The following is a 14094-nucleotide window of genomic DNA, read 5'->3' on the forward strand; positions in this document are numbered from 1 at the left end:
CTTACGGGTTTAAACCTTCGAACGAGGAAATTCTTACGTGAGAATGTTGAGCCTGAGGATGATTTCCCGGACGTTCCAAAACGAAAGCGTCTAGTTTCGCATTCTTTGCCGCGTCCGCTTCCTCTTTGATGTCCGTAAAGAACAGAATCTTTTCGGGAGCGACTCCGAGTTGTTCCGCGATCTTTTCGTAACTGGAGGATTCTCTTTTAGCGCCGACCGCGGTGTCGAAGTAAGCGGAAAAATATCCGGTGAGATTTCCCGCATCGGAGTATTCAAAAATTAATTTTTGTGCCTGAACGCTTCCGGAAGAATAAACGGCCGCGCGTTTTTTCGCGGCGCCGATTCTTTTTAAAAATTCGGAAACGTCTTTGAACATGGAGCTTTTCAGTTCTCCGCTTTCGTAACCGGTTTTCCAAATTCTTCCCTGAATCTCTTTGAGAGGACCGCTCTTTCTATCCTGGGAAACAAGATGTTTACAAAACGCGCTCAAGTCTTCGGGAGAATCCGAAAGTTTTCCCGAATAACTCGAATCTGATTTTCCCTCTTCGAGCAACTTGTCGATCCATTCTCTTTCGAGTGAATTCGTTTTAAAAAACGTTTCGAACTTTTCGATCGAATACGGAAAAAGAATTTTATGAACGAATTCGATGGGAGTAGTAGTCCCTTCTATGTCGAATAGATAAAACTCGAAAGCGTTTATGTTCAATTACGCGACCCCTTTGATTTTTTTGGCTTCTGAGACCAGATAATCATGCACGTCTTTCTCGTCTTTTTCAAAATTGTTCAGAACCATCAGCCAGAAAAGCGCGCAAGGAATCCAAAAAAATACGGAGATGGAAAGTCCGAGCGAACGATCTCCCGGTGTAAGTCCCAAAATCACCGCGCTCATCGCCGGTCCAAGTCCTTTTCCTAAATCGTCCGTGAGATTGTAGAGCGCGAACATACTACTTCTATTTTTTGGAATATTCACGTTGATTAATGTAGCTCTCACGTTCGGTCCGGTTACGGATATGATAAAACCCGCGACGATATTCACTACGATAAAGACGCCGGACGTCGCGATGTTTTCGGCCTTCAAAAGATAAATACAAGGTAATATTCCGAGTAGAATACTCGACATACAAAAGATGGGCAGAAGTCTCTTTTTGTAGTTGTAGATTTTCTGTCCGATGATTCCTCCGAAAAAGGTTCCCGCAAAAACCCCGACGGCCGCGTAGGTCAAGAGCATCGTCGCGGTCGCCTTATCGAGGTGATACGAGGTTTCGTAGTAATCCACGAGGAACACGAAGAAAACTCCCCAAGGCACACAACCCGGAATTCCTTGCAGAAATATTCCTATGTTCGTCTTATTTTTGAAAAGAAGTCGAATGTCACTCCAACGAAGATGAAAACTTTCTTCCGGAAATTTTTCGGCGATTCCGCTCCATTCCGTTTCTCCTCCGCCTCGAATCGGTTCCTTGCAAAAGATCCAGTAGACGATCGCGAAAAAGAAGGAAGGAATCGAAAGATAGATAAAACTAGTTCTCCATCCGTTGATCGGATCTGCGTTTCCTAAAATTCCTCCGAGAAGCTGACCGACCCCGAGTCCGATTCCCATCGAAAGAGAAACGTAAGCCGCCGCGGTGGATCTGGACTTATCCGAAAAATAATCGCCGAGTACCGTAAACAATAGGGGAAAAATTCCCCCCAAACCGAAACCGGTAAGAGTTCTATAGACTACGAACTCGGAATAACTCGTTGCAAAGCCGGAAAGAAAACAGGGGATTTCACCCAAGAACACGGATAGTATAATCAATGTTTTGCGGGAATACTTCTGCGATAAGTAACCCATACTTACCGAAACGGCCCCGCCTAAAATGAAGAATAAAATCGGAATGAGTCCGCCTATATACCAATCCACGTCCTCTTGTGTGTTGAGTCCGAAGGACGCTCCTATGTTTTTTAAGTTAGGCGCGATTAGATTCTGATCCGCAAAGAGAAAAAACGCCATTCCCATAATCATCCAAAACGCGAGGATCGCGTTCCATCCGTGATTCGCCAATTCTCCCAAACCGAAAAAACGAAGAAGGCTTTTCTCCGATGTTCCTTTGCTCATGATTCTCTCCACTTTTATATGTGTTCTTGATTCTTAATAGGTTTCCGAAACGAATTCAAACAATGGAAAGAGCGGAGTAAAACTCAAGGAAACTTTAAGTTCGATTTTAGAATTCGGCTCCCTCGTTCGAGTGCGCACAACGAGACATAGACCGTCTTCGATTCTTTTTTAAATAAAAACGGTTTCGATGAAAAAATCCCCTTTTTAATCGGTTTATGATTATTTAGTTGACCCGTATCGTTTTAATGATTCCTTTCTTCCAGACAAATCGGTTTCCCCAATGACCTTTCACCACAAAGAATTTTACATTCTATCCAGTTCGGATAAATCAAAGTTATACTGCCAATCTTGGACGAAACCCAACGCCAATCGTTTGATGATCTTTCATCACGGGTTCGGAGAACATAGCGGACGTTATACGAACCTTCTTCGTTTTTTCGCAAAAAGCGACATCAACTTTTATTCCTTCGATATGAGAGGTCACGGAAACTCGGAAGGGAAGAGGGGGCACGCGGATTCCTTCGATTTGTATGTGAGGGATCTTTCCGATTTTGCGAAAGAGGTTCTCAAACGGGAAAGAAAGGATCGTTTTTTTCTATTGGGTCATTCCTTGGGTGGTGCGGTTACGCTTCGTTATTCCCAGGAAGGAATCAATCAGGACAATATTCTCGGGTTGATCTTGGGTTCTCCTGCTCTTCGCGTGAGATTGGATTTTAAAAAGAATCTGAAACGAATCGTAGGCGGTTTTTTAAGCAAAATTTCCCCTGCCACCATCGTGGACGCGGAGTTGGATCTTCACTATCTTTCCCACGATCCCGAAGTGATCGAAGCGTATCAACAGGATCCTCTCGTTCACGGTAAGGTTTCTCTGAAGATGGGAACCGAACTTTTGGAGATCGGACCTAAACTTATCAAAAAGGCGAACGTTCTTCGTTGTCCGACTTTGATTCTTCACGGTCAGGAAGACGGTTTGATCGACTACAACGGTTCCACCGAACTTTATAAGAATCTAATCTATAGAAACAAAAGAATCAAAATTTATCCGGGTCTGTATCACGAATTGATGAACGAATTCCCGGAACACAGGGACGTCGTGTTGAGCGACATTCGGGATTTTTTGGAAACCATTCAGAGGGAAAAGATATCTTCGGATTCGAAGGATTCTACCTTGAAGGTGAAAAAGAAACCGGTCGCTCCGAGCAAAAAGAAAAGCCCGGTTTGACCGTGTTACTTGCGATTTTTACAATATTCAAAAATTTGAATTCTTTCTAAAGACAAAAACGAAAGAAAGAGTAAATAGAAATCCGAGGATTGCCACAAGTCCCAATAAGGATCGTTCGGTCGTAGGGAACCAGGTTCCGTTTTCGATCTTACGATTGACTCGTTCCGATTCCACTTCGGCGACGGGAGCCCCGCCCGCGACGGAAATCGAAACCTCGTATCTCGGGGCCAAATACGCGACCTTAAACGCTTTCATATCGGATGGAACGTCTTCTTGGATTCTTTCCTGTTTTGCCGCGCCGATAAAGGACACTTCCATATCCTGAGGTTTGGAGAATACGGCGCGAAACCCTTCGTCCTTTTCGGCGAGCATTCTATCCTTAAACGTCACCGTGGAAAGATTACTCGCGGGAATCGTATAAGAGATTTGTAATTCGGAACTTCCGGGTAGAATGGCCCGATCCAAAAATTTCCCGTTCGGTCCGTCTTGAAGAGAAAGAGGAATCGCCATCCTCGAATCGCCTTGAGTCAACTGACCTACGACGTCGGTCGCTTCGGAAGGAACAAAAACCTCGAACGGATTTTGTTCGTCCTGATAACTCTTCGGAGGAATGGTGTTGTTTGATATTAGATAAATCTTAAATACTCTGAGGAAGTCCCTTCCTCTGGAGATCTGCATCGCCGATCTGGTTCTGACTAAGGATCTCTCTTTTGTTTTTTCATAGACTACGATTTCCTGAACTCCGGAACGCATGACCGGAACGGGAGGAACCATTTTGTTGTAGTTAACTCCGCCGTATTTCGCCTGAAGGAGAATCGGAGTCTGATCGGGAACGGAAAGTTTGGAAACGACGAACGAACCTTGGGAAGGACCGATCTCCTTGATCGGAATCATCCCTTGTTGAAGGGCTATGATTTTTAAGGACTCGATATTTCCTTCCTTGCCGGTGGTTCCGTTTTTGATGCGGATCTTGAGTTCGAGTTCTTCCGAATAGGCGGATGTTTGTATCAGAAAAAGGAAGAATAGAATCGTTAGGAATGTTTTCATCTCAGGCTCTACGGACAGTTTTTATTCCACCCTTTCAAAAAGAAAATCCTTTACACTCGCTTTTCTCTCCGCGTAACTTGTATTCTCTTTGAAACGGAAGTATTGTCCGTTTAGACGATTTCTTAGGAGAGGAACGATGGGTTGGTTGCGAAAAATATTGGCGGTATTGGGAATTCTTTTCGGTTCCCTTTTGATATTAATCTACTCGATCACGTATCACCCGGATCAGGCACAACCCGCGGACGTTGTATGCGATCCGAAAGCCCCTCTCTTAAAGCCGGATTCCAAGATCAAGATTCTGGTATGGAATGTGCAATATCTTGCCGGTAAAAAAAGAGTGTTCTGGTACGACGTTCCAAACGGGGACGGACCGGATCTCGGACCTTCTCGGGAAGAGATCGAAGAGACTCTTAAAAAAATCACGGATTATATCAAAGCGGAGAATCCGGACGTGGTTCTTTTTCAGGAACTACACGACGGGGCCAAGAACACGTTCGGAGAAGATCAACTGGAAAGAATTCTTTCCCAAGTCGGCTCTGCGTTCCCTTGTAAAAGCGAGGCGTTTTATTGGAAGGCCGCGTTCGTTCCCCATCCTAAAATTCTGGGACGCGTGGGTATGAAACTCGCGACGATCAGTAAATATAAAATTTCCGACGGGATCAGACATTCTTTACCGTTGATGCCGGCGGATCCGGTTTCGACTCAGTTCAACTTAAAGAGGGCGATTCTTCAGAGCGATTTTCCGGTGGAAGGCGGGGATAAGTTCACCGTTTTGAACACACATCTCGACGCATTCTCCCAAGGAACGGATACGATGCACAGACAGGTGGAAACGATCGCGGGGCTTTTAAAAGAACTCGATCTCGCCGGTCATTATTGGGTGTTGGGCGGTGATTTTAATCTTCTTCCTCCCGGTTTCGATCGTAAGTCAATGCATCCGAACGGAGCTTTCTTTTATTCGGACGAACAGGAAATCAAACCTCTCTTCGACGGATGGAACTCCGCGGTTCCATTCAAAATCTTGAATGGACCTGAAAGGGAAAAATACTATACGCACTATACGAACGACCCTGCGATCGGAAAACCGGATCGAACCATCGATTATATCTTTTATTCCTCAAATCTGAAACAAACCGGATATAGAGTGGATCAAGGAGGGATTCTTTGGACCGTATCGGATCATTTTCCGATGATCGGAACCTATTCGTTGGCGCGTTGATTTCGCGTTGTCACGAGAAAAGAAAAGAATTCTCTGGATGAAGAACATATCGAACTTGGAAAAGAACAATCATGAGACCTTTTAAAATATTGGGAATTCAACAGATCGCCGTGGGCGGAGAAGATAAAAAGAAACTCGAAACGTTTTGGGTGGATATTCTCGGTCTTGAAAAAACGGGAACGTTTAAAAGTGAAAAGGAAAACGTGGACGAAGACATTCTGAGAATGGGAAAGGGTGCATATGCGGTCGAAGTGGATATCATGCAACCGATCGACGTCAACAAAAGCCCGAAGGTTCACGAACCGAAACTCAATCATATCGGACTTTGGGTGGACGACATTCATAAGGCGGTCGAATGGCTTACCGCAAAAGGAGTTCGTTTTACGCCGGGTGGAATCCGCAAAGGCGCCGCGGGATACGACGTATGTTTTATTCATCCGAAAGGAAACGAAGAATTCCCGTATTCGTCCGAAGGTGTTCTCGTGGAACTCGTGCAGGCTCCGGCGGACGTGATCAAAGCCCTCAGTTGATTTTTTCGGGCGTGCCGCATCTTTAGAACGCGAAAAAACGTTCTATATTGCGGCCGCGCTCTCCGCTCCATTCAACAAATTGAATTTTATAGTTTTTGAATATTCGATTTAAAGCGACAATTTGTTGAATCCGCGTCGATCGCTCACGCGGGTCTATTTCTTACCCAAAAGAAAGAAGGTTCTCATCGGGCCTTTGCCCTTGACTTCGATGATTCCTCGGTCTTCGAAAGAAAATAAATCCTTGAGGACTTCGTAGGTCGCTTCGGAACAGTTGATCTTGCCCGGTTGTCCGTGCGATTCCATTCTCGAAGCCGTGTTCACCGAATCGCCCCAAAGATCGTAGACGAACTTGTTTTTACCGATCACGCCCGCCACGACGTCTCCGGTGTGGATTCCGATTCGGATATTAAATTCGTATTTCCAGGATTTCTGCAGATCCTTAAGGCCTTGAATCATAGCGATTCCGGCTAACGCGATTTTTTCGGCGTGGTCGTCGGTGGCGTTCGGAATTCCGCCCGCCATCATATAACAATCCCCGATGGTTTTGATCTTTTCGAGTTGGTGTTTGCTTGCGATGTCGTCGAAACAGGTGAAGATCTGATTCAAAATTTCCACGAGTTGATTCGGAGTGGGGATCTGCGTGGAAAGTTTCGAGAAACCCACGATATCCGCGAACAAAACGGTCGAAGTCGGGATATAATCCGCGATCACGCTTTCTCCGGATTTCAATCTTTCCGCGATCGACTTAGGCAAAATGTTCAACAGAAGACTTTCGGACTTCTGTCTTTCCTTCTCCAAGCCTTCGTTTAACATATTGATCTTTTCTAAAGAATCCTTAAGTTCGCGGTTTCTTTTGGAAAGTGTTTTGTAAGCGTCCGCGTTATCCACACCGATCGCCACGTAGTTGGCGAGAGTTCTTAAGATGCTGAGTTGGTTTTCGTTGAATGCGTTCTTTTCGTAACTCTGAATCGTGAGAATTCCGATAAAACGTTCCTCCACTTTCAAGGGAAGATAAACCACCGAGTTGGATTTTTCGCCGAAATGTTTTTGAATCGTGGTGACGTACTGCGGGAAATCCTTTTCGAGATCGTTTGTGATCAGTTCCTGATTGTTATGAAAACAAAAAGAGGAAGGATTCTCCTCCGTAAGCGAATCCACGGAAGGCGCGGGCGTATAACGTCCTTCGATCAGGCTGAATTTATATTTGATTTCGTTTTTCCCTTCTTCCACGATCCCGAACGCGAGAACGTCCATCGAAACCATGGACTTCGTGTTTTCATAAACCGAAGTAAGAATGATTTTCGGTTCGAGACTGGCGGTGATCATCTGGCCGATCTCGCTCAACTGTTTTAGGTTTTGATAAGACGATACCAGTCTTTGATTGGAATCCTGAAGTTCGGTCTGCGTTTTGATCAGACGATTCTGAGTGGAATCGCCGATCTTCATCAGTTTTGCGGATTGTTTTAAAAGGGATTCGTAAGCGTCTCCGATCTTTCTCAACTCCTGAAAAAGATTTTCCTTATCGAGGGATTCTTTTTTATCCAGGGTCTCGTTGACTTCGTTTAACAATTGGAATTCGTTTTCGAAAAAAGAATTGAAGTCCTTCTGAGTTGAAGATGCGGGTTCCATAAACCGTTCCGAGGCTTAGCCGTTTTATTTGTAGGATTTCAGTTCGAACGGAAGAGAAAGATCGGATGAGAATTCCTCTCCGGTCTCCTGCATATCGTCGTCGTCTTCCTTATACAACCAAAGGATTTTCACCTTTCCGCTTTGATCGTGGTATTTCTGAAGGGAATCCAAAATGTCCATGATCACTTTGGAGGAACTCGTGTTGAAATAATCCAATTGAAACTTTACTTGGATCTGAGTTTTAGAACCCATCGCGGAGTTCAACCAATCGAATACCGGTTTGTAAAACGCGATCGCGTTTTCCGGATAGGATTCTCCTATAATTTCGACCGCACCCTTTTCAGTGTCTAAAATAACCTCCGGAGAAGTTTTGGTCTGTTGGATATGTAATGATTCCATTCTCAATTTTCCTTTGTGAAGTATGCGGAGAGTGTGAAGAACGAATGTTTATCGTCCACCGGCGCGATATCGTAGGAAAGCGGTCCGTCCGATTTTCTGGCGATATCGATCAAACCGACTCCCGCACCTTTGCTGTCATCGGGTCTATCCGAGCGCAACTGCTGTTGGTAATAAGTTTTTAACTCGTCCCTCGACATAGAATTTATTTTCTCGCATTTCGATTTTAGCGATTCGATTTTGTCGTTTAGTACAAGGTTCCCGGACGAAACATTATAGCCAATCGATTTTTCATCGACCATGATGATGCCGACGCCGCTGTCCCTTCCGTCTTCGAGAGCTTTTCTTTCCGCGGAATAGTGTAGCATATTCTGAGCTAGTTCGATGAAAACCGCGAAGATTTTTTTGATTTTCGATTCCGCGCTGAGAGAGGTGCGGATCATCGAACCGAATTCCGTAAGGACCTCCTGCGATAGGCGTCCTTTAAAGGAAACAATTAATTGATAATCGCAGGCCTCTTTATACTGTTTAAACAGGTCTACGGACTTGTTTTCCATCATTTCTTTTTAACATACTCCTATATTTTCGTTTCCGGGATCAGATTCGAAACCCGATCAAAGTTATGTCATCTCTCTGGGATTCTCCCGCCTGATGTCCGTCTAAAAAGGCCGCGAGGCGTTCCTTTTGTTCGGATGCGGGTAATGAGAGAACACTTTGTAAAAAGCCGATCAATCCCTTGCTCGCGATTCTTTGTCTTTGAGGATTCGGCTGATCCATATATCCGTCCGTCGCGAGATAGAACATGGTGGGTTTTCCCTTTTCCAGTTTCACCTCGTGTGTCGTATACGTTCTTGAATCTTCTTTCTGTCTTCCGCCGATCGAATGTCTGTCGCCTTTGATCTCTTCGATCTTATCACCCTTTGAGAAATAGAGCGGTCTTTTGGCGCCTGCAAAAAGTACCTTATCACCGTCGATCCTGCAGAAGCAGATATCCATTCCGTCCACGGAGTTCGCGTCCATCGTATCCTGTTTCAAGGCTTGTCGAACATTTCGGTTTAAATGTTCCAAAACCTTTCCCGGATCCTTGATGCCCGCCTCATTTACGATCTGGTTGAGTAAAGTATTTCCTATCATTGACATTAACGCACCGGGGACTCCGTGTCCAGTACAATCGACCGCGGCGAGAAAAATTGATCCTTCTTTTTTACTGAACCAATAGAAGTCACCCGATACGATGTCCTTAGGTCTGAACAACACGAACTGTTCGTTCAAATTCTTTTCGAGAATGTCTTCGGAAGGAAGAATCGCTTGTTGAATATTCAAAGAATATTGAATACTATCCGTGATATGCTGGTTCTTAAGTCCTAAGTCCGCGTTAGCCTGCCCCAACTCTCTCGTTCTTTCCCGTACCTTCTCCTCCATGTTCGCGTAGAGTAACGCGTTGTCGATGGAGATCGCGGCCTGTGAGGAAAGAATATTCATAATTTGTAATCGATCCGAAGTGAAGGCTCCCTCGGAAAGGTTGTTTTCGAGATAGAGAATCCCCGAAATTTCGCCCTGTTTGATTACGGGCGCACAAAGAACCGATTTCGTTTTGGAATTTTTGATATATTCGTCTTTGTTAAACTTCTCGTCCTGGTTCGCGTTTCTGAGAACCAGATTCTCCTTGGTTCTTTCCACGTAATAGATCAGGGAGATCGGAAGATTTTTACTGTTCCCAAGCGGGATTCCGGTCAACACTTCCACGTCGTCTTTAGAGATCGAACCTTCGGCTTCCACGTAGAGTCTTCCTTCTTTTTTAAGAATGAGAACTCCGCGTTGTGCTCCCGCGTTTTCGATTACGATCTTCATCAATTTGTCCAAAAGATTTTCCAGTTTGATCTCTCCGGAGATCGCCGTGGAACTTTTGAGAACCGATTGAAGATCGAGAGTTTGTCCGGAATAAACTTCCGTCGCCGCGGCGGTCGTACTCGAAATCGTTCGGTGTGTGCGTAACGTGCCGGTTCCTCTTTCGCGGATGAATTCCGGAAACTTGGACTTGAGCATGCTTTGTTTGAGATTGGCTCCCCAAAGTCCGTAACGGTGGAACGCTTCGTTGATGAATTCTCCGGCGATCTTAACGCTTCCTTTGGAAAGCCAGAACATCGCGGCCATCTCGCAGGCAAGCGCTTCGTCGTTTTGAAACTCGTTCTTTCTCGCTTCCCGGATTGCGGCTTCATAGGTTCTTGCGGCCTTCCAGTTTTTGTATTCGAGTCTCGCGAGTTCCGCGTCCACGAGAAGATATTTGTGATAGAAATTCTCGGGGCAACTTTCCGCTAAGGAAAGAAGTTGTTTCTGATTCTCCTTGATTTTTTTCAGATATTCCTTTTTAAGATCCGGCGAAACTTTTTTATAATTCGCCGCAAGTGCGAGTGAATACAAAAAGTTATGCTCGAGCGGTCCATACTGACCGCCGAGATAGAGAATCATTCCGTTCGCTTCTTCCGCTTCTTGAAGAGCGAGTTGATTTTCTCCATACATCAAAAGAGAACGAACCTTCATCACCTTAAAGGTGACGATCGGCGCGGGACTTTGGTGATCGTTGCAAAGATCGATGTATTCTTTTTCCTGATATTCCGCGGTGGAGAAGTCGAGATGACTTCCGGTTTCTCCGCGAAGATTGGAAAGAACAAGCGCGGTCCCGAGAATCGTATCGATTGCGAGGTTGTTCTTCACCTTGCGCACGAACTTGAGAAGTTGATTGATCTTGGGTTTCAGAATTTCAAGATTCTTCCCTTGGAACATCACGTTAGACGCATCGTTCATCGCCGCGTAACTTCCGTGCAAAAACTCGCCGGAATCCAGAGCGGATTGAACGCACTTCACGTTTACTTCCTCTGAAAGTTTCAGATGTTTTACGAACGAAGAAGAATAGTTCGCGAGAATGTTCGCGGCCTTTGTGTATCCGCCGGAGTTCATGTGTTTTTCGCTGAGTTTTACAGCGAGTTCGCAGAAGTCGTATGCTCCTTTGTAATCCGCGAGTTTTCCCACAAGGACCATTCCGTAACAGGAATATCCGTAAGAATCGGAAAGGTTTCCGTATTTCATCAGAAGATTGGCCATCTTCAAACAGATCACCGGGAAGAGGGCGGGTTCCTTGTTGTAAGCCATCGGGATCGCGCTGATCAAAAGATTGACCGCCCAGATATGATTCGGGTCCGTCATCAAAGGTTCGTCTAACAGCGATGTTACGGTTCTTCCCTTTAAATTCTTTTTGGCCTCTTCGATTTCCTTGTCCACAACCTTGTCGAAATTGGAAGTCGGGATTTCGATTCCCAGAGGTTTGAGGGCCTTGATCACGGTAGGCATCGCGAGATCGAACTTTCCTTGTGCGGAATATTCTATCATCAAAAGGTTATATGCTTCGGCTTGTTCCACCGGAGTTTTCGCCTGTTTCAAAAGTGTGTGGATCATCTCTTGGGATTCTTCGAAGTTCCCGTTGAGATACAGAACTTCCGCGAGCTCCTTATGAACCGTGTACGAAAGATCGTATTCCTTGGCCCAGAGTTCCTTGTCTCCTTTTTCCGCTTCGGGAAGCGCGAACAAAAGTTCTCTGGCTTTTTCGGAATACAACTTCGCGGGTTTGTAAGCCGCGGAGAGTTTCGCTTTTTGCGCGGCTTGAATATTCAATTGTAGTAATTTTCTTTTTTCGGAATTTTCGGTGATCAACATCGAACCCGTATTCAAGTGGTTCACGACGTCGAAGACCGAGTCTTCCAAAGCCTTTTCGTTCAGGTTCTCGAGAAGGATTCTTCCGATCTGCAAACGAACGGATTGTTTTTGATCCTCGCTTAAAAGTTCGTAACTCGCTTGTTGAACCCGGTCGTGTTGAAAACGGAACTGAATCGTCTTTGCGGTTTGAAAATTTTTATCCTTGTTCTCCCCGATTTCCTCCATGGAATCCACGAGTCTGTAGTTGTCCCCGATCGGAACGATCAGTTCTTCTTCCATGGTTTCCATGATCGCGGCCATGGTTTCCTTGAGGGTCGCGCCGAGGATTTTGGATTGGATTCCGAGATCGAAATTGCTTCCGATACAGGAGGCGAGTTTTAAGGTTTCCTGAGTTCGAGGGGATAACTTTTTGATTCTTCTTACGAGAAGTTCGACCACGTTATCCGAAATATCGGTCTTCTTGATCTTTTCGAGATTCCAGATCCATTTGCCGGAGATCGTGGAACTTCCTTTTTGATACGTTATGATTTCCTCTTTGGAAAGTTGTTTGAGAAGTTCGTTGATAAAGAACGGGTTCCCTCTCGTTTTTGAATATACGATTTCAGCGAAACTCAGCGTTTCTTCCGCGGGTCTTCTCAAGCTGTCCGATAAAAGCTGGTTTACGTTTTCCAAACTCAAGGGTTTGAGAAGAATCTTATCCAGACGGAATCCTTCCTTTTCCAACCCGGTCACCATCGTGGAGAACGGATGTGTGGAATCCACCTCGTTGTCTCTGTAGGCCAACATTAGAAAAAGATAATTTACGGAAACGTCCTCGATCAGATTTTTTACGAGTTCGAGGGAAGGAGTGTCCGCCCACTGAAGATCGTCCAAAAAAACCGCGAGCGGATGATCCTGATTTGCGAAGATCTTTATAAAATTCTGAAATACCAGATAAAAACGGTTCGCGTTTTCCTGCGGTCCGAGTTCCGTCACCGGAGCCTGTTCTCCGATGATAAACTCGAGTTCGGGCAATACGTCCGTCATCACCTTTCCGTTTGCGCCTAACGTGTCCCGGATTTTGTTTTTCCAATCCTCGATTCTTTCCGGGGATTCGGTGAGGATCTGTTCGATGAGATTCGAAAAAACCTGGATGATCGCGCTGAAAGGAACGTTGCGGTTGTACTGATCGAACTTACCGGAAATAAAATAACCTTTGGATTCTGTGAGAGGTTTGTTGATTTCCTTTACGAGTGAGGACTTTCCGACGCCGGAATAACCCGCGATTAGAACCACGCTCGTTCTTCCCGTTTCGGTGACTCGTTTGAATTCGCCTAACAACGATTCGATGTATTCCTCTCTTCCGTAGAGTTTTTGAGGAATTTTGAATTCGTTGGAATAATCCTTGGAACCGAGAGTGAACGCGGGTGCGTCGCCGGATTCCAACCATTTGTCTCGGGTCGTTTCCAAGTCTGCCTTGAGTCCTTCCGAGGTTTGGTATCGGTCCTCCGCGGTTTTGGACAAAAGTTTTAATACGATATGCGAAAGCGCTTCCGGAATTTCGTTGCGGATCTTACGGGGTTCTATCGGTGATTTTGCGAGATGAAAGTGTACGAGTTCCAAAAGATCTTCGCTTTCGAACGGAAGTTTTCCGGTGAGAAGTTCGTAGAAGGTGACTCCGAGAGAATAGAAGTCGCTTCTGTAATCCACGGAACGATTCATTCTTCCCGTTTGTTCGGGAGAAACGTAGTGAATGCTTCCTTCGAGACGGTTCGGATTGGACCAGGAAGTTTCCTCTTTCGAAAGTCTTGTCGAAATCCCGAAGTCTACGATTCGTAACAACTCGTTGTCCGGATTGAATATGATATTGTCCGGCTTTAAGTCCTTATGTATTACTTTTTTATTATGTATTTCACCGAGTTTTTCCGAGAGATCGATCGCGATCTTGAAGAAGTCCTTTAGGTTGACCGGTTTTTTTCCCGAGAAATGTTTGAGAGTTCCTCCGGGAACGAATTCCAAAATCAAGGTGAAACCTTCGGGAATTTTTTCCATGCCGAAGGCTTGGATCATTCTTTCCGAAGCGAGATAATTCAGAATTTCGTATTCGTTTCTAAGATTGACGACCGCCGGATGCAGTTCGTCTAAAATCGGAATGTATTTGATGACGACGTTTGCGCCGTCCTTCGTGCGGATCGCCTTGTAGACCTCCGTGGAGGAATCCGCGTTCATTCTTTCTTTTAGTTCGTAACCTTCTATTTTCATATAT

Annotated in this window: 10 protein-coding genes; 3 read left to right on the plus strand and 7 right to left on the minus strand. The window is 45.3% G+C overall.

Annotated features, from left to right (window positions below):
- Window position 1: 1 nt before the first annotated feature.
- Together mtnC and CH367_RS03490 are read right to left on the minus strand one after the other, a co-directional pair.
- Window positions 2-706 (minus strand): acireductone synthase, encoded by a 705-nt coding sequence (mtnC, locus tag CH367_RS03485; protein WP_100761073.1) that lies wholly within the window; start codon window positions 704-706, stop codon window positions 2-4.
- Complete coding sequence (locus CH367_RS03490) at window positions 707-2095, minus strand: MFS transporter (protein WP_100761345.1); 1389 nt, start codon at window positions 2093-2095, stop codon at window positions 707-709. It abuts the gene before it with no gap.
- Window positions 2096-2375: 280 nt separating this feature from the next.
- Between CH367_RS03490 and CH367_RS03495 the strand changes: the two genes are divergently transcribed.
- Window positions 2376-3317, plus strand: a complete 942-nt coding sequence (locus tag CH367_RS03495; protein WP_100761074.1) for an alpha/beta hydrolase — start codon at window positions 2376-2378, stop codon at window positions 3315-3317.
- Window positions 3318-3344: 27 nt separating this feature from the next.
- Here the strand turns inward: CH367_RS03495 and CH367_RS03500 are convergent, their stop codons facing one another.
- Window positions 3345-4364 carry a hypothetical protein gene (locus CH367_RS03500; protein WP_100761075.1) on the minus strand — a complete coding sequence of 340 codons (1020 nt, stop codon included), beginning with the start codon at window positions 4362-4364 and terminating at the stop codon, window positions 3345-3347.
- A 136-nt stretch (window positions 4365-4500) separates the two neighbouring features.
- On the opposite strand from CH367_RS03500, the gene CH367_RS03505 reads away from it, so the two are divergent.
- Window positions 4501-5583 carry an endonuclease/exonuclease/phosphatase family protein gene (locus CH367_RS03505; protein ID WP_100761076.1) on the plus strand — a complete coding sequence of 361 codons (1083 nt, stop codon included), beginning with the start codon at window positions 4501-4503 and terminating at the stop codon, window positions 5581-5583.
- Window positions 5584-5654: 71 nt separating this feature from the next.
- Window positions 5655-6113, plus strand: a complete 459-nt coding sequence (locus CH367_RS03510; protein ID WP_100761077.1) for a VOC family protein — start codon at window positions 5655-5657, stop codon at window positions 6111-6113.
- Window positions 6114-6266: 153 nt separating this feature from the next.
- Here the strand turns inward: CH367_RS03510 and CH367_RS03515 are convergent, their stop codons facing one another.
- From CH367_RS03515 to CH367_RS03530, 4 genes are read right to left on the minus strand one after another with little or no spacing between them, the layout of a single operon-like run.
- Window positions 6267-7742, minus strand: a complete 1476-nt coding sequence (locus CH367_RS03515; protein WP_100761078.1) for an adenylate/guanylate cyclase domain-containing protein — start codon at window positions 7740-7742, stop codon at window positions 6267-6269.
- A gap of 24 nt (window positions 7743-7766) precedes the next feature.
- On the minus strand, window positions 7767-8141 hold the full coding sequence (locus CH367_RS03520; protein ID WP_100761079.1) for a DUF1987 domain-containing protein: 375 nt from the start codon (window positions 8139-8141) through the stop codon (window positions 7767-7769).
- Between the two features lie 2 nt (window positions 8142-8143).
- The gene (locus CH367_RS03525) at window positions 8144-8698 is read right to left on the minus strand and encodes a SiaB family protein kinase (RefSeq protein ID WP_100761080.1); all 555 of its coding nucleotides are present in this window, start codon (window positions 8696-8698) and stop codon (window positions 8144-8146) included.
- 37 nt (window positions 8699-8735) lie between these two features.
- The gene (locus tag CH367_RS03530; protein ID WP_100761081.1) at window positions 8736-14090 is read right to left on the minus strand and encodes an AAA family ATPase; all 5355 of its coding nucleotides are present in this window, start codon (window positions 14088-14090) and stop codon (window positions 8736-8738) included.
- Between the last annotated feature and the right edge of the window lie 4 nt (window positions 14091-14094).

Source organism: Leptospira barantonii, from assembly GCF_002811925.1.
Taxonomy (GTDB): Bacteria; Spirochaetota; Leptospiria; order Leptospirales; family Leptospiraceae; genus Leptospira; species Leptospira barantonii.